At 40.5% G+C, this 22,184-nt stretch carries 23 protein-coding genes and 1 pseudogene; 19 read left to right on the top strand and 5 right to left on the bottom strand.

Going from position 1 to position 22,184, the window contains the following annotated elements:
* Positions 1 to 83: 83 nt before the first annotated feature.
* The 4 genes from FLAVO9R_RS08690 to FLAVO9R_RS08675 are packed head-to-tail and all read right to left on the bottom strand — an operon-like array spanning position 84 to position 5,786.
* Complete coding sequence (locus FLAVO9R_RS08690; RefSeq protein ID WP_159530526.1) at positions 84 to 2,309, bottom strand: TonB-dependent siderophore receptor; 2,226 nt, start codon at positions 2,307 to 2,309, stop codon at positions 84 to 86.
* On the bottom strand, positions 2,306 to 3,628 hold the full coding sequence (locus tag FLAVO9R_RS08685; RefSeq protein WP_159530524.1) for a DUF3526 domain-containing protein: 1,323 nt from the start codon (positions 3,626 to 3,628) through the stop codon (positions 2,306 to 2,308). Before FLAVO9R_RS08685 ends, FLAVO9R_RS08690 begins: the two co-directional genes overlap by 4 nt.
* Complete coding sequence (locus FLAVO9R_RS08680) at positions 3,625 to 5,070, bottom strand: ABC transporter permease (RefSeq protein WP_201299251.1); 1,446 nt, start codon at positions 5,068 to 5,070, stop codon at positions 3,625 to 3,627. Before FLAVO9R_RS08680 ends, FLAVO9R_RS08685 begins: the two co-directional genes overlap by 4 nt.
* Positions 5,067 to 5,786, bottom strand: coding sequence for an ABC transporter ATP-binding protein (locus tag FLAVO9R_RS08675; RefSeq protein WP_159530520.1), 720 nt, complete (start codon positions 5,784 to 5,786; stop codon positions 5,067 to 5,069). The genes FLAVO9R_RS08680 and FLAVO9R_RS08675 overlap by 4 nt, the downstream gene beginning before the upstream one ends.
* A 312-nt stretch (positions 5,787 to 6,098) precedes the next feature.
* Here FLAVO9R_RS08675 and FLAVO9R_RS08670 point away from each other — a divergent pair, with 312 nt between their 5' ends.
* From FLAVO9R_RS08670 to FLAVO9R_RS08625, 10 genes are all read left to right on the top strand, one after another.
* On the top strand, positions 6,099 to 7,277 hold the full coding sequence (locus FLAVO9R_RS08670; RefSeq protein WP_159530518.1) for a glutathione S-transferase: 1,179 nt from the start codon (positions 6,099 to 6,101) through the stop codon (positions 7,275 to 7,277).
* Positions 7,278 to 7,527: 250 nt separating this feature from the next.
* A complete protein-coding gene (locus FLAVO9R_RS08665) occupies positions 7,528 to 8,568 on the top strand; it encodes a hypothetical protein (protein ID WP_159530516.1) in 1,041 nt (346 codons plus the stop codon).
* A 79-nt stretch (positions 8,569 to 8,647) separates the two neighbouring features.
* Positions 8,648 to 8,986 carry a hypothetical protein gene (locus tag FLAVO9R_RS08660; protein ID WP_159530514.1) on the top strand — a complete coding sequence of 113 codons (339 nt, stop codon included), beginning with the start codon at positions 8,648 to 8,650 and terminating at the stop codon, positions 8,984 to 8,986.
* 116 nt (positions 8,987 to 9,102) lie between these two features.
* A complete protein-coding gene (locus tag FLAVO9R_RS08655; protein WP_159530512.1) occupies positions 9,103 to 9,564 on the top strand; it encodes a hypothetical protein in 462 nt (153 codons plus the stop codon).
* Positions 9,565 to 9,705: 141 nt separating this feature from the next.
* Entirely contained in the window at positions 9,706 to 10,419 is a 714-nt protein-coding gene (locus FLAVO9R_RS08650) for a hypothetical protein (protein WP_159530510.1), read from the top strand.
* 120 nt (positions 10,420 to 10,539) lie between these two features.
* Positions 10,540 to 11,568: a hypothetical protein gene (locus FLAVO9R_RS08645; RefSeq protein ID WP_159530508.1), complete on the top strand. Its 1,029-nt coding sequence runs from the start codon at positions 10,540 to 10,542 to the stop codon at positions 11,566 to 11,568.
* An 872-nt stretch (positions 11,569 to 12,440) separates the two neighbouring features.
* Positions 12,441 to 13,076, top strand: a complete 636-nt coding sequence (locus FLAVO9R_RS08640; RefSeq protein ID WP_159530506.1) for a hypothetical protein — start codon at positions 12,441 to 12,443, stop codon at positions 13,074 to 13,076.
* Positions 13,077 to 13,241: 165 nt separating this feature from the next.
* Positions 13,242 to 13,610: a hypothetical protein gene (locus FLAVO9R_RS08635; protein WP_159530504.1), complete on the top strand. Its 369-nt coding sequence runs from the start codon at positions 13,242 to 13,244 to the stop codon at positions 13,608 to 13,610.
* A gap of 11 nt (positions 13,611 to 13,621) precedes the next feature.
* Positions 13,622 to 14,197 carry a hypothetical protein gene (locus tag FLAVO9R_RS08630; RefSeq protein ID WP_159530502.1) on the top strand — a complete coding sequence of 192 codons (576 nt, stop codon included), beginning with the start codon at positions 13,622 to 13,624 and terminating at the stop codon, positions 14,195 to 14,197.
* Positions 14,198 to 14,335: 138 nt separating this feature from the next.
* Positions 14,336 to 15,235: a hypothetical protein gene (locus tag FLAVO9R_RS08625; protein WP_159530500.1), complete on the top strand. Its 900-nt coding sequence runs from the start codon at positions 14,336 to 14,338 to the stop codon at positions 15,233 to 15,235.
* 379 nt (positions 15,236 to 15,614) lie between these two features.
* Here the strand turns inward: FLAVO9R_RS08625 and FLAVO9R_RS08620 are convergent, their stop codons facing one another.
* Positions 15,615 to 16,346, bottom strand: coding sequence for a CPBP family intramembrane glutamic endopeptidase (locus tag FLAVO9R_RS08620; RefSeq protein ID WP_159530498.1), 732 nt, complete (start codon positions 16,344 to 16,346; stop codon positions 15,615 to 15,617).
* Positions 16,347 to 16,448: 102 nt separating this feature from the next.
* On the opposite strand from FLAVO9R_RS08620, the gene FLAVO9R_RS08615 reads away from it, so the two are divergent.
* The 9 genes and pseudogenes from FLAVO9R_RS08615 to FLAVO9R_RS08575 all read left to right on the top strand — a co-directional run bounded on the left by FLAVO9R_RS08615 (position 16,449) and on the right by FLAVO9R_RS08575 (position 22,086).
* On the top strand, positions 16,449 to 17,363 hold the full coding sequence (locus FLAVO9R_RS08615; RefSeq protein WP_232370613.1) for a LysR family transcriptional regulator: 915 nt from the start codon (positions 16,449 to 16,451) through the stop codon (positions 17,361 to 17,363).
* Positions 17,364 to 17,662: 299 nt separating this feature from the next.
* Entirely contained in the window at positions 17,663 to 18,523 is an 861-nt protein-coding gene (locus FLAVO9R_RS08610; protein ID WP_159530494.1) for a PhzF family phenazine biosynthesis protein, read from the top strand.
* Positions 18,524 to 18,631: 108 nt separating this feature from the next.
* On the top strand, positions 18,632 to 19,012 hold the full coding sequence (locus FLAVO9R_RS08605; RefSeq protein ID WP_159530492.1) for a DUF5071 domain-containing protein: 381 nt from the start codon (positions 18,632 to 18,634) through the stop codon (positions 19,010 to 19,012).
* An 84-nt stretch (positions 19,013 to 19,096) separates the two neighbouring features.
* Complete coding sequence (locus tag FLAVO9R_RS08600) at positions 19,097 to 19,705, top strand: DUF3885 domain-containing protein (protein WP_159530490.1); 609 nt, start codon at positions 19,097 to 19,099, stop codon at positions 19,703 to 19,705.
* 84 nt (positions 19,706 to 19,789) lie between these two features.
* Complete coding sequence (locus FLAVO9R_RS08595; RefSeq protein WP_159530488.1) at positions 19,790 to 20,305, top strand: hypothetical protein; 516 nt, start codon at positions 19,790 to 19,792, stop codon at positions 20,303 to 20,305.
* Between the two features lie 372 nt (positions 20,306 to 20,677).
* Positions 20,678 to 21,007, top strand: coding sequence for a hypothetical protein (locus FLAVO9R_RS08590; protein ID WP_159530486.1), 330 nt, complete (start codon positions 20,678 to 20,680; stop codon positions 21,005 to 21,007).
* Positions 21,008 to 21,318: 311 nt separating this feature from the next.
* Positions 21,319 to 21,399 (top strand): annotated as a pseudogene (locus FLAVO9R_RS20465) (hypothetical protein); the annotation flags it as partial.
* Entirely contained in the window at positions 21,380 to 21,622 is a 243-nt protein-coding gene (locus FLAVO9R_RS08580; protein WP_159530484.1) for a DUF2442 domain-containing protein, read from the top strand. The pseudogene FLAVO9R_RS20465 and the gene FLAVO9R_RS08580, both read left to right, overlap by 20 nt.
* 68 nt (positions 21,623 to 21,690) lie before the next feature.
* Positions 21,691 to 22,086, top strand: a complete 396-nt coding sequence (locus FLAVO9R_RS08575) for a hypothetical protein (protein WP_159530482.1) — start codon at positions 21,691 to 21,693, stop codon at positions 22,084 to 22,086.
* The last annotated feature ends 98 nt before the right edge of the window (positions 22,087 to 22,184 follow it).

Below are 22,184 nucleotides of genomic sequence, written 5' to 3'. Positions count from 1 at the left end.
GTTGTGTGAATAACACGCTATTACCATTTTCCATTGCAGCCATCTATGCTAGCTTTTTACTACAAAGCTTTTAACTATAAAGCCTAGAAGCGGTAAGACGCCGACACTCTAAAGCGGCGCGGTGCACCTGGCTCAACCCATACATCGGCAAAAGAGTTGGTGTAGTGCTCTTTATCGAAAAGATTGTCTACTTCTGCACGTACCACTAAGTTTTCAACCGGTTCAATTTGCGCAAATGCGCGCACGGTAGTGTAACTAGGTAAATAGAAGTCTGTTGCTGTTTGGCCTAAACGCTCATCAACGTACAACAAACCAGTGCCTAAGCGCACCGGCATATCTGAAACCGTAAGGCTTTTGCCTACTTGAACGCTTAGTTGATTTTCAGGCACGTTAATTAGCGGATCGCCCGCTTCAATAGCGGCCACAAAGTTAGCGTCAGCCGCATCGTTGGTACTTTCTGCATCGATATACGCATAAGATACCCACAAGCTAATGCCGTTGCTAAATTCAGCGTTTACATCTAGTTCAACACCACGACTACGCGCTTCCCCGCCAGGGGTTAAAAAGAAACCGTCAGACGCTTCATCGCTGCTATCGAACACTAAAATATTGCTTTGATCGATATTAAAGATAGACAGGGTGATGTCGCCGCGTACATCATCAAAGAACGACGTTAGGTCGGTTTTAACACCCACTTCGGTAGACTCAGATTGGTTTGGTTCAAACGGATTCCCTGCGTAATCAGAACCCGTAAGTTGGCGAAAGCCTTCACCGTAGGTGGCGTAAAAACTAATGCTGTCATCAAGTAAATACACCGCACCTAACTGAGGTGAAAATTGAGTATCATCTTGCGAGGTAATAGCTACCGGATCACTTAAGCGGTTTTGAATTTCTTGTTCAAATTTGTCAATTCGACCACCAAAGCGCACTTGAAACTTATCGGTAATGTTCACTTGGTCTTGAATGTACATACCCCATGCTTCTTGGGTTTCTAGGCGGTTTAGGTTGTCTGACAATTCAACATCAGCCACAGGCGAGTAATCTGGGTTAAGAATATCTACCACAAGATATTGGCTTAAATCTAAATCGTTAATGTCTGTGTCGCCAGAAAAATAAGATGGGCGGTAACGCAAGATAACCTGATCGTTTTCAAACTTATCGTAATCACCACCAATAATAACGCGATGGCTAATTGAACCCGTATCAAACTCACCGGCAATTTCGCCGCGCAGTACTACATAATCGGTTTCAAAGTCGCGGTAGCGTTTAAAGCGTGAAAGCAAGGTTTGATCTGGGTCGATAAACAAGGTTTGACGCCCTGCAAAGTTGGTTTCTAGTGCATTACCTTCAAAGGCAGTGTCACGTAAGCCTGCGCCGATAAGTAGGTTCCAGTCATCGTTGAGTTCATGAGAAATCTCAAGCTGGTGACCAACCACGTCGGTAGTAATCCTATCGCCAGATGGGTCGCCCACGAAGGTTTCAATAGGCTGAATTCCTAACTTACCATCCACCGCAATAACACCACGGTCGAAAGGGATTTTTTGTTTGGTATACTCAAGCTCGTAGGTAATACGGGTATCTTCAGAAAATTCCCAGGTAACAGAAGGGTAAAAGCCTAACTTTTCGGTTTCTACCGTATCTCTGAAGCTTTCAGCGTCTTCGTAAAAGCCCACTAGGCGAACGCCAATGTCTTCTTTTGCGCCCGCTACCGTTTGCACGTCAGCTTCAATGCGCATCTGATCCCAACTACCATAAGTGGCTTTTACTTCGCCACCTGAAACAAATTGTGGGCGCTTAGTGACTAAGTTAACTGCACCGCCAGGTTCACCACGACCAAACAATGCCGCTTTAGGGCCTTTTAATACTTCCACATGGTCGATACCCGCCAAATCACGAGGGCCACCAAAGCCACGGCCAGCATTAAACCCATTTACCAAGAAGCCACTTGGTAGGTTTTCATCACCAGAAAAACCACGAATGGCAAAACTATTCCACAACCCACCAAAGTTATTCTGCCTAGCTACCGAAGCAGAAAGATCTAATGCATCATTTAGGTTAATAGCACCTGCATCACCAATTAAGCCTAAGTCGATATCTTGCGCGGCGGCAGGCACTTCTTTGTATTCAAACGCACCTTGATAAGCGCGGTGCATGCCGTGTACCGTAATTTTCTCGACCTTTGCTTCTTCGTTTTTTTGAGACGCGCCTTGGGCATTTGGTTGACCGTCATTTGTTTGAGCAAAAGCAGGGGCATTGAAAAATGCGGCAATACTGATGGCGAGTGTAGATTTCACCCAGTTATTTTTCATTGGTGTTTTCCTGTGTGTTCATTTTTTGTTGTAGTAACTTGTGAAGTTGTAGTGAATTGTGGAAGCTGCTTAAGGCTGGCTTCTGTAAACTCAGGCGCAGCAAAAAGTTGTTGGTAATAAAACTCGCGCAACGATGCGTGAAACGCGCGCACCTTATTTTCATAATCAATCATAGATTGCACGTTGGTGTTAGCGGTGTTCGATAGCAAACGCTGTGTTAGCAACGAAGGCGATAACAAAGACACATAACCTGCCAGTTGGTTTTTTCTAAGGGTGGCTTGTTGATAAGCGTTAGAAAGTTCGCTTGCCCGTTCATCGCCAACTTGTTGAAAAGCGTAATACCATTTCCAGTTAAACGAACCATCACGTTCAGGATCGTACGCCGTGTAATTAGCCCATTGTGGGTGAGTTTCAATAAACTTTTCCCACGTGGCTTCTACCGGCTTATCCCACGCACCGTTTACCGCTTCACGTTGTGTAAGCACAATATCGCCACCTTCTGGTGTATCGACAACCGCATTAATAACGGTATGACCGGTAACAGGCACTATTACGGTGGTAATAAGCCATACACCCAACATTAACGAGGCAAGGTGGGTGGCACTGTATTTAGCAAAACGTTGCGCCGCGCCAATGGCCAATACAATGGCAGACCACACGCTTATAGTACCCAGTACAATAACGCAGGCTAGCAATATAGAACGTAGCGATGCGCCATTTACAATGGCAAAGGCAATAAAAGGAATAAGTGTAACTAAGGCTAACGGCACCAGAGTAACTAGCGTACGCGAGGTCCATACCGCATGGCTATTTCGCGCCGTTACATTAAGTAAATCGAAACGTCTGGCTTCACGCTCTTTTGCTTTTAAGTCGTACAGCAGCAAGATAATAAATAGCGGTAATAACACGCTTACCACAAAGGCAAAATCGAAACGCCCTAAAAAGGCTAGTTCTGGGTTGTCGGTGTCGCTTTCATATATTTGCCCTTCAAGGGCTAACATACGTATACGATGCTTCCACGGAAACACATCACGCTCACCCACAACAGCAAAGGCGAGGGGCGAAGGCGGCGCATAGGTTAGGTGAAAGGCGTAATACGCCACCATGCCATAGCTATTTTGATGGGAAAGCACCGCTTCACGCTCTACAGTGTCTTTTTCTAATAAGCGTTCAATAGTAGCTTGTTGCGCCTTCATTTCAGCATGACCCGACCACAAGGCTACCGTGCTTAATAGAAATACCACCAACAAGGTTAATTTAAATTGGCGGTGGGCAAACACAAACCCCGCTTCGCGCTTAATATCGTTAAACCGCATCATGGGTTTAGCCTCCTTACTGCAAGATTAAGAAGTAGTACAGCAACACCCACCCAAAGAAGAAGTTGTAAACAGTACATGGCAGCACTGCTTAAGCGCGCTGTGGGGGCTTCGGGCTGGAAACTAAATTCAGACAATACTGCCCAGTTACTGGCCTCTACTACCGCTTTGTCTGCGGCTTCTTCGCTATCGTTGCGGCTCATATCCAGTTTGTAATCTAGCTTTTCTACGTGCACTTTGTTTAAGCCTTGTACAAACTGCATACGTAGCATTTCGGCTTCACGCAAAAAACGGTGGTGAGTTTCAATACTGGTGCCCGCAAGCAGGGTAGAGAACGAACGCAGTGCCACGGTAGGGGAAAGCCAGCCAAACTGCCTTGCAATACGCGCTTGGGCTAGTTCTTCTTGCATGCGGCTTTCAGCAAATTCATTAATGACAACCGCTTGGCGCTGCTCTGAATATTGCGCCACTATGCCTCGAAAGTTCACAGGAAGGTCGTCTACCGAATCGACATTGTATTTCTCGAGAAGGTCTTGTTTAAGAGCCACAAAAGCCGGATCGTTAACATCGTGACCATCGCCTAAGCTACGAAGTTTTTCTTCTACTTTAAAGTCGGCTTCTAACTTACCAATAGAGGGCTCTATACTGGTCGCCACACTGCTGCCCATTCTAGGTAGCAATATGCAAGCGCTCATCCATATAACGATAAGCACGGTAAAGCTGGCACTGCTTTTTTCAAATAACGTAGAGCACGCGGTAACCACCACAGCCCATAACAAGAAATAAAGCATGTAACCCAAACAAAAAAGCGTTACCACTAAGGCGCTTTCATTGGAAAAGGCGACATACACGCAGGCCAATAACAAGGGCAGTAAAAAAACACCGCTAGCCAGCATTAATGCCACCAGTTTTCCAAGCACCAACTGCCAACGGCTAGCGCCTTGGGTAAGTAATAAAGTTAGTGTGCCGGCTTCACGTTCCCGTGAAACGCTGCCGTAGCCAATTAAAATAATAAACAATGGTGCTAACACCAACGCCAAAAAGCTTGGCGTTAAGCTACTAAAGCGGGTTAGCCCTGCAGACTGACGCTGCTCGGCAAACATTGCACTGTTTTGCCTGTGGCCTTCCAAGAAAATAGCGTTACCTGTATACGTGTCTACACCCGGTTCTATTACGCTAAGCGGGGTAGGCGTACGAAACACATAATGCCCGTAATGCACCATGCGGTGCGGATGTTTGTCGGGCTGCGATAAAAAGCGTTCTTCAGCTTCATGTTGAAGGTGTTCTCTGGCGTGCGCTGCCTCTTCAATATGAAAGCTATTTACCACAAGTGCAGCTAGGGTGAGTACACTGCCTAAAATTAACACCGTGGTAGCAACTTTGGTTCGCAGCCAATAACGCCACTGTTCGGCGCAAATTGTTTTTATTGTATTGTTCATATTCATTTGCGCCCTGCAAAAGCAGCGTGAACGGCTTCGGTATCGATAGGCGTATCACCCACGCGTTCAAACGACCCCGTAAGCTTGCCGTTACTTAGTAACACAATGCGGTGCGCAACCTGACAAGCCCCATATACATCGTGGGTTACCATGAATATGGTTGCACCATTGTTTGCTAATTCAGACACTAGCGAGTTAAATTCATCAATAGCAGCAGGGTCGAGGCCAGAGGTAGGTTCGTCTAAAAACAGCACTGGGGCATTACGAAGAATGGCTAATGCAATGGCGGTTTTCTGCCTCATTCCTTTTGAGTAATTCGATAAGGTGTTGTGCCACGCATTTTCTTGAAGGGCTACTTTTTTAAGGGCTTCATGAATAGCATCGTCCGTTTTTTCGACACCCGCAACCGACAAAAAGTAGCGAATGTTTTCATACCCTGAAAGGTGACCATAAAGCGTAACCGACTCCGGTAAATAAGCCACCGACTTTTGCACTTCGTTGGTATTGTCTGCTACCGACATGCCTATAACAGATGCTGTGCCAGCGCTAGGTTTCATTAACCCTAAAAAGGTTTTAAGCGTAGTAGATTTGCCTGCGCCATTACCCCCTAACAGGGCAAACACCTCACCTTTGCCTACTTCAAAATTAAGGTTATCAAGAATAGTACGTTGGCCTATACGTACCGATAATTCACTAGCACTAATTACAGATTTTGATGTCATTGATTTACGGTATAAAGTCGAAAGTTGGTGATATGTTATATTGTAACAATTGTGATGTGAAATACTTTTTGCTTTTTTCGTTTATATAGCTGTTAAGCGGTTGGGAATTGACTACTTGTTGGTGCTTAGACGGCTAGTTATTGGTGCGTAGCTGGGTAGTAAGTAAAGAGTCGATGGCTAATAAGTAAAGAGTAGAGGCTAGTAAATAGCCATTCTTATGGCGCTATATCATTGAACAAAATAGGCATTTCATAGACGTGAACATGACTTACTATTATCTTGTTGTTATTCAGCGTTTAAGAGTATGTTGTAGTGTATATTTTGTATGGTTCTGAAGTGTCTTTGTATACGGGTAAAATTCGTGCTTACCTTAACTATAAGCAACTGCCTTTTACCGAAGTGCTGTCTACCGTATCGGTATACAAAAAAATTATTCGCCCGAAAACCGGTGTTACCTTTATTCCGGTGGTAAAAACCCCTTCAGATGAATATTTACAAGATACCGCCCGCATTATTGATTACTTTGAAGCACAGGCTCGGGCTAATACACAGGCAGATACCAACACCAATAATCTATCAGTAGTACCCAACACACCGGCACAGCACCTTGTAAGCGAACTATTCGCCCTATGGGGAGACGAATGGCTGGTTATTCCCGCTATGCACTACCGCTGGAACAAAGATAACTTCCCTTTTATATATGAGGAGTTCGGGCAAGTAGTTACCCCTAAAGCACCAAAATTTGTTAGAGCGTATTTTGGAAAGAAACTAGCCAAAAAGTTTCAAGGGTTTGTGCCACTGTTAGGCATTACCGAGAAAAGCATTCCACATATTGAAGACTGGTACGAAAACACCGTTCTGCATTACTTAAACGAACATTTCGCCACCCATAAATATTTGCTGGGCAATAAACCCTGCACTGGTGACTTTGGTTTATTAGGCCCATTGTATGCTCATTTATACCGCGACCCTGCACCAAAACAATTGATGGATAAGCTAGCACCCAATGTAGCCGCCTGGGTAAAGCGAATGAATAACCCAAGCGCTGAAAAGCATACAAGTGCCGCTGCCAGCAACGACATAAATACCCCTGACTTTTTAGAAAACGACGAAGTACCTGCAACCTTATTGCCCCTATTAAAGAATATGTTTGCCCAGCAATGGCCGGTGTTGAAAAACACTTCAGAAGCGTTAGTTGATTGGCGAGAAAAGAATGCGAGTAATGAAAATACTTCGCGCTTTATTCCAAGAACAATAGGGCAGCACACGTTCAAAATAGGGCGGGGCGAAAGTCAAACTGTAGAAGAGCAACGTTTTATATCGAGCTTTCATCAATACAAATTGCAACGGGTATTAGATGTGTTTAATAGCATTGAACAGCCAAGCTTAGAATTGATGAGTTTGTTGGATGAAGTAGGGGGCTTGGAATATATGCAGCTGCAAGTGAAAGATCGGGTTGTTATTGAGGGGAATAGGTTGGTTTTTGGGTGAGTTTGTTGTGAATATCGGTGGGCTGTTTTTTATACAGCTGGTTGTATTTTTAAAGTTAGTAAAAATAAAAAGGAATTGTTCCGGAATGTGGGGATGGTTTTGAAAGGCAGGAACGTAGTAGATTGATAATAGAGTGTTTTCGTGCGAAAGTTTGTGGATTAGGAACGTGATGTACGGAAACTTTCCATCTTGTATAAAGGATCTTTTCCGTATAATAAGCTGTTAAATCTAATCAATACCGGAGTATAAATTGGCAAGGAATACCGTATATATTATTGGTGCTGGAGCGAGCTTTGAAGCTGACCTCCCCGTAGGGAATTCTCTAAAAGATGAGATTGCACGAATATTGAAAATGGAATTTGAGCATGGTTCATTTAAAGATGGCAATTACGATCTTTACCAAACGCTTAGACGCCATACAAACAATAATAATGCCGAAGTGAATGAATACCTTCAGGCGTGTAGGCATATAAGAAACAATATGCCCCTCGCCATATCCATAGATAATTTCATTGACTCAGAACGTGGTAATGAAAAATTAGCCCTATGCGGAAAGATTGGTATCGTTGATTCCATACTAAAGGCAGAGAAAAGAAGTAAGCTATATTTCGATCGGTATAGAGGTTCGCGGACAATTAATTTTTCTGCTTTAGAGAGCACGTGGTATCTTCCATTTTTTAGAACTCTTACCGAAAACTGTAGAGCCGAAGATCTAGCGAAAAGATTCTCCAGCATCACCTTAGTCATATTTAATTACGATCGCTGTATTGAGCACTTTCTACATAACGCACTGATGACCTACTATCGCTTATCAGGGGCCGAAGCAGCAGAAGTCATTGCAAAATTAACCTTCATACATCCATACGGTACTGTCGGTTCACTTCAGTGGCAAGATAGAGCAAGCTCTACTGTCATGGAATATGGTGGAGAGATTCAAACTCACCAACTAATTGAATATGCGCAAAGAATTCGAACTTTTACTGAGGGCGCTCATTCTGATTCTATGGGTATACTTAAATCAAATATGAAATACGCCGAACGTATCGTATTTCTTGGTTTTGCTTTCCATAGATTAAATATGGAACTCTTATCGTTAACAGATGTAGATCGCTATGAAAATCCTGCAGCAATTGACTGTTATGCCACTGCGTTTGAGACATCGAAGAGTGACCAGGAATCAATCAGCAGCTCAATATCACATTTATTTGAAGGCGAGCTAAAAATAAACATAGAAAATATGACTTGCTCTAAACTATTCAATGATTACTCAAGAAGTTTGGGTTATGCGTAGAGTCAAGGATTTAACAAGCAAAGGCAGCCGACGCATAAATGCGCGGCTGCTTTGAGCGTTATGGTTATAAGAGGGTTGCATGGAAGCTAAAATTTTAATTCCTTTAATGTCAGCGTTAATCGGCGCAATTATTGGAGCACTATCGTCAATAATTACAATCTCTATCCAACAAAAATCTCAGTCTAAAAGGGACAAGATGAAACTAGCATCTGAAATGGCTGAGAATGATCGTAAATTCTCACATGAATTAGCGAAAGAAAGAGGAAAGCCCTATACGTTATTACCTGTTAGTATATTTCAGCATTATCATTTTGAAATTCTTACAGCATTGGAAAAAGGTAATGTTAAAGCTAGTGACATCGAAAAAATAACAAGGAAAAATCAGGAGTTAATTAATGCTCTCGATGGTAATAAATAATAAACATAGCAAGCTGTTCAAGCGAGACAAATAACAGTTGGCGGGTTCCGCTCCGCTTCACATTTTAGCCAACTACAATTTGCCCCTTAACAGTGCGTTAGCCTTAAGGATAAAAATTGAGTTATTTCAAACTTCCAGAAAAGAATAAACAATTCATAATTACTATTGGAACTGTAGTCATCTACGGAGCAATATTCGCTATCACTGACACCCTATTCCCAGAAATCCCTGGGGATATTAAAAGGAAGATCACTCAGGGAGGTTTATTTGTGATATTTCTTTCTGGCTTACTGGCTAGCCAAAGCTTTTTGTGGCATTCGAAGGTACAACACAACAAAGAACTGGCAGAAATGGAAATTGAAAAGTCGGAAGAGAGCCTGAAGATTTTAAAGGCTCATGCAAAAAGCACCCCCACAGATTTAGCTCAGCCAATTAAAGAAAATAATGAAAAACTCATAACAGCCAAATCAAAATTGGAAGAAGTTAATAATCACCCATCGACTTTAATTTTTTCAGGAAAATTATCAGTATTTCTGCTTGGGCTAGGGACTTTGCTTTCTATAGTTGGCGCAGGTTAAAAAGGCTAACAAACCGCTGTAGTCGGTCGCAAGCTCCCTGGGACAATAACACGTGGGCTCAGTCGCTTCGCTCCAAATTTTAGCCCACGTGTTATTGCCCTAAGCGGTGCGTTAGCTGCTTTCTTAACTGAGACTCAAATTATGGATGATAAAATTGTTATTGCTCTTATTTCTGGTGGGGCAGCCTTGGGGGCTGCAATTGTTACTGGATTAGTAGCTAAGGCTTCTGCAAAAGAAAAAACAAAACAGATCGAAAGTCAATTGTCACAACAGCTCCAAAATAGTCACTTCGAAAATGCCCGAAGCCATCTAGATGACCTATATATACCTATTGGAAAAGCGATAGCATTATTTGAAAGCAAATTTCGAAAGTTCCACACACAAATAGATATAACTTCTAACGAACATAATCAAGAACAACTAGAAAATATGGTAAATGCTATTGCAGATTTCGAAGAACTCCTCGATACGTTGAGAGCTCAAGGTGCGGAAGTATTTATGATTCCAGAGCTTGAAGAGTTGGTATTTGCATTCGCAAGCTTTTTGAGAGAGTCTCTCAATACATCGGAAACAATTCAAAAAGCCATTATAAAAATGGATTTTGGGATTTTTGGTTTTTCAACATCTTCTGAGCACTCTTTTGAGGTGCAGGGTTCAACCGCTGCAAAATTTAAAGGGAAGATACGTTTGCCAGGAATGCCATTTGGTTTTGCATTAGAGGCTGATGAAATATTGGCCGCCCCTATTATTTCTCAAGATTTTATAAATCATGTATCAAAAACACTACCTAAAATTAAAGCCTCGATCAAAATTGTTACGCTTGGTCCGAGGGGACTCGATAGCTCAAGCAGCTAACAAGGCAATCATGGATGGGACGTCTAAAGCTTGGCTGGCGCTCATTCTTCGCTTATTTTAGCCAAGCATCTATACGCCCCATATTGCGGAGTTAGCTCACTAGGGATACCCTTCACAATTATGAATTTATTCCAACCTATTGTAGACCTAGACAAACAACACAAAAATTTTGTTTCAATAATTAACTTCTCTAATGAGAATGATCGTAAAGAGCTATTGCGTTGGTGTAATGGATTTCCTGACAGGGACAATAAGTTCGTACACGAATTTCAGACGACCTTTAATTCAAGCTTTTGGGAAATATATCTATATGCTGTATTTAAAGAATTAGGTTTAAAGATGGATTGGTCTCATGCATCTCCTGATTTTCTATTAGATTACGATAATCAAGATATTGTGATAGAAGCAACTATCGCGGCAGCAGCGACAGGTAAAACCCCTGAATGGGAAAAAGATTTAGAAAAAGGGACTCCGACAAGATTTAAACAGGTGAATATGGAATCAATTATTCGTCTTGCAAATTCAATCTCAACGAAATACAGAAAGTACAAAAAATCTTATTCAAAGTTAAACCATGTAAAAGCTAATCCGTTTATCTTAGCTGTAGCACCATTTGAACAGCCACATTTTAATTTGCAATGTGAAGTGCCAATCATGGCACTTTTGTATGATTTTTATGTTGATGAGGACGCTTATAAAGACCAACCACATTTATATCCAAATGGACCTCCAGATGTAAAGTTGGGCTATGTAGAAAAAGAAAATGGTGCGGAAATTGAATTAGGTTTGTTTGAAGATAATAGTCACTCTGAAATCAGTGCAATTATACTAAGCACAACTGCAACCTGGGGTAAAGTTGAAGCGATGGCAGCTGAAGTTGAACATCGTTTTGTGAATACTGTCTGGTTGTCGGAGGCTGAACTCAAACCTATTTATAGAAGCTCCGTAACTGATAATAACAAAGAGACTATTCTAGATGGGTTATACGTTTTTCATAACCCATTTGCTAAAAGACCTTTAGATCCTAAAGCTTTCAGGCGTAAAGGTATCACTCAAGTATTTGTAGATCCTAATACTAAAAAGATCACCAAAGAGAGAAACGGTTTATGCCTTTTGCATAGGCAAACTATGAATGTTGTAAAAAAGTGAGCTAACAAGCAATTCAACAAGGGCAAACGACTAAACAAGACAGGCATGTTTGGAAAAGTAAAGCTGCTTTAACGAAGGCTATATTCGTCGCTTGTTGTGTAGGTAAACGTTTCTTTTTAGTTGATGCTCAGAAAAAAGCAGAAGTGCGCGTAAGAGTAGCAGGCGCTTAAGTGTATTTATTCCTTCACCAGCGTGAAATAGTAATCAGTTTTGCGAGATTTGCTATTTAGATGCAACGCTATCCCAGCAATCGCATTGCACTTTGTCGACCTTCAACCCGTTGCTAATGTTGGTTGCGTATTGCTCAAGGTGAGTCACTTTGCCAGCGGTGTGCTAAAGCAGGTTTCAAACTGGGTGGATAAGATTAGCCATTCAGATTAAAGAAAGTGTACTAAGGGAGTGTTTTGGTGGTTTCGAATTATACCTGCCTTGTTGAGTATTGTTGTTTTCGAATTATGCCTGTCATGTTTAGTTCATGTTTAGTTCATGTTTAGTTCCCATTAGGCGACGGGATACACAACATGGTTTGATTATTCGTTCCGACAAAGAGGTAAAATATCCCGCTCAAGAACTAATAGCGAGTATTAGGGTAATCTATAGCATGAGACAGCGGAGTAACCGGTGGGACGATGCAGTGTTGGAATAATTTTTCAGTCGTATGAAGTAGTTAAATATTATATCTTCGACTATGTTGAGTTTTTTTATAACCGCATAAGCCAGTATTCAACACTGTGCTATGTCAGCGCACATTGATAGGAAGAGGCTTACGCTCAACATGGATGTTCACTTTTAGCGGGAAAGCCAACTTTACTTATTAAATCAACGGTTTATAATGTCACTTCTTTTCCTTTATACTTTACAGATCAAACACAATGCCTAATATCGTTAATACATTTTCTATATACGCCACCACCGTTTCTATAGCTCTTACAATTATTGGCGGTATTGCATTAGGTACCTATACATTAGGTAAGGATACAAGCTTAGGTGAAATTTCTGAGCTTAAGCTTCAGCTTTCATCTTATGAGAGAGTTAAGAACTTAGATGTTCAAACACTGGTAAAAAAATTAAGCCAAACTGCAGAAAAGTTATCAATCAATGTTGAAGAGCAAAGAATACTAAAAGAACTGAAAGCAAAAAATATACTATTAACAGAGGCACTTACAACTTCAGAAAATAAATTGGATTCAACTGTAAAGTTACTTTCTAACATTAAGTTGCAAAATGAATCTCTAAAAACAAAATTATCTGAATACAACCTTAATAATAAAAAATTTAGTGTTTCAAAGCGCCAAACAATAGAATTAATTAAGGGAGGTACTGTACTTGGCTTACATGATGTTAGTACTTTCAGTTCATATGCTGAGTTTAACGTTGGAAACAAGAAACAAAAACTAGAGGTAGGTAATTCGCTTTTGGTAAACGTCTCTTCAAAAGAATGCTCTTTAACATTATTAACAGTTACTTATTACGATTCCGCAGAGTTTAGATTAATCTGCCCAAGCTAATATGTTACTTAAAAGGACAAAAAATAGCTGGCTTTTGTTCATTCCTCGCAAATTTTAGCCAGCTATTTCATTGCCGCTTAGCAAGATGTTAGCTAATCTGGGCTTTTCCTTAGATGGCCAATTAAAAACCACAATACTATTGATGGTGTCACTGTAATCGGCATTATGACTACTGAGAAAATAAAAAAGTCTGTGTCTTCCGAACCATTGGAAAACTGCCAATTGGAATTCAAGAAATTGGAAAACGCTGTGGCTCCATTGGCAAAGTTAACTGACAATAGCCAAATAAATACAAGCGTGACCAAAAGTGCCACAACCCCTCTTATTTCGGGAGTAGAAATGAATAAGGAGTCACGGACACGTTTAGAGTTTATTACCCATTGTGTGGCTAATGCCCAACCCCAAATGGACGAAATCGCGAGTCGGTACTCTGAGAAAAAACTCTCAAAGTGCGTCAACATGACTATGCCAAACAATATGGAGATCCAATTAGCAATGAGTATTGATAATATCCCGCTTAGAATTGCCATATAAAGAGTCCAGAAGTGGAAAAAATTAGTAAAGATAATAAACCGGTCCCTGAAATTTTCAATCTCTGGGCTGTGCTGGCAACGATTGTCGCAGCAATTAGCCTATTTAAGTTTGTTGCAACAACTCTAGATATTGGCGTCTGGGCTGTTCTGTTAAAAGTGCTAGATTACTATAGTTCGATTGCTCTTTGGATTTTTCAATATATCCCTTCCTTAATTGACTTAAATATTCCTAACAAAACAGCGGAAGGGTGGGCTCTTTGTTTTATACAGGGTGGCTGCGTAGGTCGAGCATTTATTAAACTCGCAGCTCCAGAAGATGCTAGAAAAAGACTCATGTTTATTTCGCTAGTAATATTGGTAATTATCGTCTCAAGTTTAACTATGGTTACTGGTATGATAGGGGCGTTTTCTCAAGTGGCATTCTTTCACCCCAGATATAGAAAAGAGGCTTATGAGCTACTATTTAGAAAGTCTTATAACAACAACGGACTAGAAATTGTAGTAACACTTGCAATGATTTATTGGGTTCTAACAATTTTAATAATGCTAGCCTTCTTTGTTTTAAATGCTTTTGCTCCCTCTGGTTAATTATGGGCTCGATTATTATTTTATTGCTAAATTAGTAGAATGAAAAAAAATAGCTAACAAAGCCAGTCAGCAGGACGCAGCAAAGCTGCGCCTCTGCTGGCGGCATTAGCACTTCAATGGAGCCTGTAAATATCTGCTATGTATAAAAAGTCATTAGACGTTATCTGCTTAGGAAACATCAAAGAAGCCGCATTGTATTTCGATAGGGTAATTCCTGTTCAATGCAATGCATTAAAACATAATGACGAAGGTCCTTACGTTACATTGCCAGAAGAAGTTCCTGTCAGAGTCGCAACTGACTTAATTTATGGTAACAGTGCACCCGATTATAAAATCTTAGAGTTTATGACTAAGAAATGGTCACCATTTGTTGATGCTTTGCATAAAGAGTTTAATGGTAAAATATCAAGATATAATGTGGACGACTATCGTGAATTATATGAAAAAAGTGAAATTGGACTTAAAGGGGCTTCTATAAGAAGCCACTTTTTAAGCTTTGCGAGCACTTTAGGTGTGCAAAAACCAACGATTCTTCTGAAAGAAAATAATGACAGCTGTGATTTTGAAACAGCCTATTTAAACGTAAGCATGAAAGGTATTGATCTAATTGATACGTCTAGCGCTTCGTGGGATCAAATCATGGAACTTCGTATGGACACTGAAGCTCATAAGTCTTTAAGGAATTTGAGGCTATTTATATACGAGAATTATGTAGGAAAGCCATCAAGTTATATCTTCGATGATGTGAGCAAACGACTGGATGTGTATTCAGATGTTAGTAAAAAACATGGTTTTGAATTAACAACTTCAGTTTTAAGTGTTTTACTTGATTCCAAAAATATTCAAGCATCTTTGGCTGCTGGGTTAGCAGCTAGTTTTTTTGGTGGTGCAGAGCTTGCTGTTGGTGCTGCCTGTGCTGTAGAGCTGGGTAAAGGCTCTTTGGAACTTGCTAAAAAATATCATCCAATACAGAGCTTTAAACTAAGCCATGAGCTAGCATATTTAATTAAGGCTCAGGAAGTTGGAGTAAAGTGCTAACAAGCGCGTGCACCAAGGACTAAATTTCCGTCGCGCTTTTTGGCATTGCTACGCAATTATACGCCAAAAACCACAACAAAAATTTAGCCTGTGGCGCGGCTAAACAAGACAGGCATATTAGGGAAGGTAAAGCTTTTTATGAAGGCTATATTCGTCGCTAATTGTGTAGGTAAACGTTTCTTTTTAGTTGATGGTTAAAAAAAGAAGAAGTGCGCGTAAGAGTAGCAGGCGCTTAAGTGTATTCATTCCTCCACCAGCGGCCTGCTTAAAGCAGGTTTCAAACTGCGTGGTCAAGATAAGACATTCAGATTAAAGAAAGTGTACTAAGGGACAGTTTTACCGGCTTCGAATTATGCCTGTCTTTTTAAATTTAAAGAAACTAACAAGCGTCCGTAATGCTACTCGCTTGTTCTGGCTTCGGATTACTACACACTATGTAGGCTAATAGCCCACCATAAATATTCACAAGTGCGTGCACTGCAATCGCAATCCATATTGTTTCTGTAAGCCATGAAATTACACCTAATATTATGCCCATAACGCCCGTTCTTAGCACATGAACGCTCCCTTGATACGCATGTGCTAAACCAAAAAGTAAGCTCGAAACTAGAAGAGCAGGCCAAAAACCAAGGAAAGGTGTCATCAAAAACCATAGAAACCCGCGAAACAGAAGTTCTTCACAAATGCCAGCTGATAACGACACGCCACACGTAAAATACATTAATTCTTTTGGGCTTCGCGGCATCAGCCACGCTACGTGTTCCAATTGTGCTTCAAGTGTTGGGTGTGTCTCTTTTGCGTTTTTCGTCATTATTAAATTAAGCGCAAAATAGCCTGTCATCGCTAACACGGCCAATGCACCTAACCAGTTATTAGTGCTGCCTACCCACACAAGTGAAATTTCAACAGTACTTATCTGCTCACTATACAAGCCAATAACTAGATATAAAGTGGGCAACCATAGCAAAACCATTGTTGAAGCGTAGGCTTCTAATTTTGATTGTTCGCCCGATACAACGGCCAGTTCAGTTTTATTGCCTTCCCACAAGCAATATAGCGGTATGGCAAGGATGATAACCAACATTGAGTAGGACCAGATGCTTACATTCATAAATAGTTTCTTAAGTGACTTCGTAATGCTTACAGCATATTCAACTGGCTTTGTTAAAAAAATAAATTAATATTAAATAATAGATAAACTAAAAGTTTAAGCATGAGTAATGCTATGCAATTAAGAGAATTACGAACGTTTGAGTTAGTGGCTCTAGAAGGGAATATGACTAAAGCCGCAGCGTTAATGTCGAAGAGCGTAATGGCGGTTAGCAAGCAAATTAGTAATTTAGAACACAGTGTGGGTCAGGCTCTTTTTATTCGTACACGCAGGGAGCTCAAGCTTACTGAGTATGGGAGAGAGTTTCTTAAGCGATGTACTGCACTGAATAATCAACACCGAGAACTGCAGCGGTGGGTTCAATCGACAGAGTACGAGGTGTCGGGTGAAATTCGAATTTTAACGCAAGCTAACGAAGTAATTACAGAGACTTTTACACCATGGATAGGGGAGTTTCTTAAACAATACCCACTTTTGAACGTTGTACTGGATGTGAAGGAGTCTCTCGTCGACATTGCACATGACGAATATGACATTTATTGGGGGGTTGGCTCGTACTTAGGTGACCGCTTTAACGGATTGAAGCAACGTTCTTTATATAATGAGCGCTATGGCATTTTTGCTTCGCCCGAGTACCTTAAAAGAAAAGGCACTCCCAAAGTACCTGATGACTTAGAAACACATGATGTTGTTGGTTATTTGTATAACCAGCCAAGTAATGTATTGGTATTACAGTCTCAAACAGGTGAGGTAATTCATAAGATTCTTAACTCACGGGTAAAAGCCGTTGCGGGCATGGTTGAGTGTGCTCAGTCTGGATTAGGATTAATAAATGCTTTACCTAAGGCTAAACAGATTGAGGAGGCCGTAGAAGATGGTTCATTGGTACCAGTGATGGAAGAGTACTGGTGGGATAGAGCTGAGGCGTTTATTTACTATCATCAAACTGTCACGGTAGAACCAAAAGTGCGCGCGTTTATCGATTTCTATCTTGATAAACGGCCGCACTGGGCTTAGTCACGAATAGAGACTAAACAAGACAGGCATCTTTGTGTACAAACGTATACATATTGTGCCTGTCTTACTCTCTAGGCTGTTTATTTATACAGTTAGTCGAGTTTTTTGAATGATTAAAAATAAAAAGGAATTATTCCGGAATGTGGGGACACTTTTTAAAGGTTAGATTGTAGTTGATTGATAATAGAATGTTTTCGTGCGAAAGTTTGTGAATTAGGTACATGATGTACGGAAAGACTCCATCTTGTATAAAGGATTTTTTCCATATAAAAAGCTGTTATACGGGGAAGAAGTTGTTGGTGAATATCGAAGTTAATTTGGTCAGCTCATTTACAGTAAATGGCAAAGGCGGAAACCCTGCAGGTGTTGTCTTGAATTCAGACAAACTATCGGATGCTCAAAAATTGAAAATTTCACAAGCTGTAGGGTATTCAGAAACGGCTTTTGTTTCCAGTGATGACGAAGCTGATTATGAAGTTTCTTTCTTTACGACAACAGGTGAAGTTGACTTTTGTGGACACGCTACATTAGCAACTTTTTCTACTTTGTACCAAAAGGGCATTCTAACAGCAGGTTCTTATGTTCAACGTACGAAAGCTGGAATATTACCAGTAACCATCGAACCAAGTGGTAAGGTAATCATGGAGCAGCAATTACCTCAAAAATTAGATTGTTTTTCATATCAAGAAATTTCAAATGTTATTGGCATTAAAAGTAGCATACTAGAAAGCACTAAGTTACCTATTGAAGTTATTTCAACAGGTCTACCTGATGTGATTATTCCGGTTCCTAATGGATATTTAGATATAATAAAACCAGATGACGAACTTATCGCTAACTTTTGTGAAAAGCATAAAGTTGTTGGTTTTCATGTTTTTGAACTTTGTGGTTCTGAAAGTAAACTTACAGCAAGCTGTCGTAATTTTGCTCCCTTTTTTGGTATCTCAGAAGAATCAGCTACGGGTAGCTCTAGTGGTGCTTTAGCATGCTATCTTGTAGAGCATTTAGCCTTGGGAAGTAACTATGTTTTTGAGCAAGGTAGAGTAATGGATTGTACTTCAATAATTACAGCATCTGTTAAATCGGATAACTCTACTGTAATCAGTGTAAAGGTTGGTGGCTTCGCAAGTAATATTGGTACGGCGGTAATCCCCGTATAACAAGGGTTTTCAAGACGGACAAATTACAGTTGGCTTTTTGTTCGTGCCTCACTTATTTTGGCCAACTGCAATTTGCCGCTTAAAACGGCGTTAGGTGTAGTACTGATAATGATTCCTTTATCAAAGCATGATTTAGACTCCGTAGAAAAACTATCTGCTGCTTCTGACTCGGAAGTAATTGCAATACTTCCCGATCTATTTAAATGGTTTGAAGATTGTAATTGGCCTGTTTTTCCAGCAATCTGCAAAAGGATCTCCAAGCTACAAACAGGTCACCAAACTGAAATCAAGAACGTTCTGCTTGGCCAAGATGTAATTTTAAAATGTAATGTTGTCGGTCATCTGTTCCCATTAATGGATTTAGCACAGGTCTTGCAATATCGTTCACTTTTACAATCCTTAGTGGACAATGCATCATTGGAAGACTTCACGGAGGGGTTAATTGATTATGTTGAAATTCAACTTTCAAGAATTGCGAAAAACACCTAACAAGGCGCTTAAGCTCACTCACTCCGTTCGTTGGGACAATTACTTGCTGCTTGGCACTTCGTGCAAGTATAAGCAGCAAGATAATTGCCCCTTAGCTTAGCGTTAAATTTCACCATGATTGAAGAACTTGCCAAATTCTGGAGTAGCGAATTCGATAATTTCGCTCCTGAAGCTCATAACTTAAAACATGAGTATAAAAGCCGATGGGTACGCTTTCATTCGTTGCCAGAGTCGAAGCGATATCCAGAAAATGAAGATGAGTATTTAGAGGTCTTGCATAGGCACAATATCGTTCTTCAAGAGTTGTGCGGTAATGGAAGTAAGGTTTTCGTTGTATTACCAGAGTACTCTGAGGAAAGAGTACCCTCGCAACCAGAGCCAGAACTCTTAAAGCTATTTTCAGCCAGTGAACCTTGGTGCACACTGGAGCAACACGAAGATGATGACGATTACGAATCCTATTGGCATCTTCATGTGTCAGAGGTCGAGTACACAGGCAGTGAGCTGAATAGCCTTTTTCGTATGGTGGCCAACGATGAGGTGGGTAATATTATGATTATCTGCCCCAGCAAAGGCATCGTTTTTCACCCCTATGATGGTGGCGCGGACATCGTGTTGGCATCAGCAGAGGAAGGAGATCAACTAAAGGAGCAGCACCGTGAATGGTTATCGTCGCATCCTGAGGGTTTCTAAATTTAACAAGCGCATGTTGTCGGACTGGTTTTCCGCTGCGCTCCAAACCAGCCGCAAATGCGGGCTTAAGTTACCAAGGAAGATATGCGCAAATTTCTAGCTCTGGATAAACAATCGCAATTTAATCTTCGGAAAAAGTTTCCTGACTTGGATAAGTTAGTTGCTGTGGAACAAACTGATGCATATACCTATATGGCAATTTCAGTTTTCGATCGATGGCTGGGAGAAGAAGATTCAATCAAATACTTATCTGACGTTTCTGTCAAGGAACAAAATAGCCGAGATTCAAAGTTCGTTAAATTTGCTAAAAAGTTGATCGACAATACCGAAGTTCTAAATTTCACATTCAAAGGTCGGTGGATTTCAGCAACACCACAATTTCGTAAATTCACTTCAAACACAGCTAAAGAAAAATACTTGATGTGTGCTCAACATAATGTGGATAGTAGTCACTTTTATAAAGTTGTGTTGCCTGAATTAGAAGCCGTGTATTTCGAAAGTTGGGACGACACAAATGTTTTCTATTTGCGTAATCCAGAACATGCTGTTCAAATTGCAAAGTGGGCTAATGAATGTGGCTTGTATCGTCTCAATAGGTAACTTAACAAGTCAATCAAAAGGACGCAAAAACGCTTGGCTTGCGCTCCTTCGTCGCTAATTTTAGCCAAGCATTTCTGCGCCTATTATTGAGGCGTTATATTCTAAAAAGGAAAAGTTCAGTTGGACTCTTTTTTTGCTATTGCAGTTTTTCTCTTTGGCTTCGTCTTCATAGCCGCTGCAATTTTATTTGCTTATCTAGCTTATAATGACCGACTAAGAGGAATTGACTGGTTGAAACCTGCTGTACTCATAAGTTTTTGCTTATTCGTCGCTTACAACACTTTTTCAAGTGGCTATTATCGTATGATAAAAAGCGGCTTAATAGGATGAAAGCGAGCGAACATAATAAGCTGTTATATGGTACAAGGAAGTATGGTGCACAGAAAAAATATTATCGAAACGTTACAATTGATTGCCTCATCAGAAAATCAGTTTTCATACGAAAAAAATGTACCTATTGCTAATGTTCCAGCTGAGCTGTTTTGTATGTGGTTCGACGATTTTTATCATCCCAACTCTACTGAGTTTGTAAATGCATTTAATACTAATGAGCTAATCGATCTCTCATTGTTTAATGAATACTTCGATAAATTTGGTGAAAATGTACCAATGAATAATGGTGTATCAGGCTTGCAAAGTGATTCGAATTGGCTTGCTATCCAATCATATGCAGGTAAATTATTAGACAAGAATAAGTGGTAAGTACCATATAACAAGCCCATGAATTCGTTCGCAAGCTCACTGGGGCAAATACTCGTTGGCTTTACCTCGTACCTCGGTCATTATAGCCAAAAAGTATTTGCCCCTTATGGGAGCGTTATCTTCCAATTGGCATATGCGCTCTTCTGCGATAATCTTAATTTATGCCGACAGTATTAAGATTAGGGCCTTATCGTTTCTTCTTTTATAGTGATGAAAACGATGAACCAGCACATATTCAGCGAGAGAAGATGCTTGCTTAATTCTGGTTAAAGCCCGTTGCTTTAGCTAGCTCTACTCGTTTTCCACCGAAAAAGTTAAGAAAACTCGAGCAATTGGTGGTAGAAAATAAAGAAACATTTTTGGAGGCTTGGAATGGCTATTTTAGCAGTTGAACATCACCCTCTTGCTCATTCAGTTAGTTTCGACTCAGACTCACTTATTATCAGCCTAATTGATGGACGCACTCTTTCCGTTCCTTTAGCTTGGTTCCCATCTCTTTCATCTGCGACTGCAGATCAACTTAAAGATTGGGAAATACTAGGTGATGGCGAAGGTATTCATTGGCCTCAACTGGACGAAGACTTAAGTGTTAATGGTCTACTTTTGGGCAACTAAGGAAAGAAGATAACAAATCAATAAACACACTCACTACGTTCGCTGGGACGCATACAAGGATGGTTCAGGTGAAGTTAAACCTTCAATACGCACATAACTCGCATGAAGAGTCAGAAGATAAACCTATTAAATTAGCAGAAGAAGCTTTAATGGAATTTGATGATTTTGATTGGGTTGGACAAGCTAAAGAAGCCAATAAATTACAAAAATGTGCACCTACACTGTCATTAATTATTAATGAAGGCAAAGAATACATTTGGGTTTCACCTTTCGAGAATAATAATGGATTAACATTTGTTTCTGAATGCTACTTTCCTTGCGTTGTACCTTCTTGGTTTGGCTTATCTAAAAAGCAGGGAACCATTAATTTGTCCTCCCAATCTTTATCTCTTTCCGATGCGCGTCGAGTCATTGAACATTTCATTAAAAAAGAACATGATAATTTGCGTACAATGTATGCATAACAAGCCCATGAATTCGTTCGCAAGCTCACTGGGACGCCTTCTCGCTGGCTGGCGTCACTACGTTCCTAAGTTTAGCCAGCGTTCAGTCGCCCTTATGT

The organism is Alteromonas sp. 38, from assembly GCF_902506055.1.
In the GTDB taxonomy this organism is placed as follows: Bacteria; Pseudomonadota; Gammaproteobacteria; order Enterobacterales; family Alteromonadaceae; genus Alteromonas; species Alteromonas lipotrueae.
This window is presented reverse-complemented; position numbering and strand designations above follow the sequence as displayed.

Coding starts and splice junctions, on each gene's coding strand:
- FLAVO9R_RS08690 (WP_159530526.1), bottom strand. CDS start 2,309: ATGAAAAATAACTGGGTGAAATCTACACTCGCCATCAGTATTGCCGCA.
- FLAVO9R_RS08685 (WP_159530524.1), bottom strand. CDS start 3,628: ATGATGCGGTTTAACGATATTAAGCGCGAAGCGGGGTTTGTGTTTGCC.
- FLAVO9R_RS08680 (WP_201299251.1), bottom strand. CDS start 5,070: ATGAATATGAACAATACAATAAAAACAATTTGCGCCGAACAGTGGCGT.
- FLAVO9R_RS08675 (WP_159530520.1), bottom strand. CDS start 5,786: ATGACATCAAAATCTGTAATTAGTGCTAGTGAATTATCGGTACGTATA.
- FLAVO9R_RS08660 (WP_159530514.1), top strand. CDS start 8,648: ATGGAAGCTAAAATTTTAATTCCTTTAATGTCAGCGTTAATCGGCGCA.
- FLAVO9R_RS08650 (WP_159530510.1), top strand. CDS start 9,706: ATGGATGATAAAATTGTTATTGCTCTTATTTCTGGTGGGGCAGCCTTG.
- FLAVO9R_RS08645 (WP_159530508.1), top strand. CDS start 10,540: ATGAATTTATTCCAACCTATTGTAGACCTAGACAAACAACACAAAAAT.
- FLAVO9R_RS08640 (WP_159530506.1), top strand. CDS start 12,441: ATGCCTAATATCGTTAATACATTTTCTATATACGCCACCACCGTTTCT.
- FLAVO9R_RS08635 (WP_159530504.1), top strand. CDS start 13,242: ATGACTACTGAGAAAATAAAAAAGTCTGTGTCTTCCGAACCATTGGAA.
- FLAVO9R_RS08625 (WP_159530500.1), top strand. CDS start 14,336: ATGTATAAAAAGTCATTAGACGTTATCTGCTTAGGAAACATCAAAGAA.
- FLAVO9R_RS08620 (WP_159530498.1), bottom strand. CDS start 16,346: ATGAATGTAAGCATCTGGTCCTACTCAATGTTGGTTATCATCCTTGCC.
- FLAVO9R_RS08615 (WP_232370613.1), top strand. CDS start 16,449: ATGAGTAATGCTATGCAATTAAGAGAATTACGAACGTTTGAGTTAGTG.
- FLAVO9R_RS08605 (WP_159530492.1), top strand. CDS start 18,632: ATGATTCCTTTATCAAAGCATGATTTAGACTCCGTAGAAAAACTATCT.
- FLAVO9R_RS08595 (WP_159530488.1), top strand. CDS start 19,790: ATGCGCAAATTTCTAGCTCTGGATAAACAATCGCAATTTAATCTTCGG.
- FLAVO9R_RS08590 (WP_159530486.1), top strand. CDS start 20,678: ATGGTGCACAGAAAAAATATTATCGAAACGTTACAATTGATTGCCTCA.
- FLAVO9R_RS08580 (WP_159530484.1), top strand. CDS start 21,380: ATGGCTATTTTAGCAGTTGAACATCACCCTCTTGCTCATTCAGTTAGT.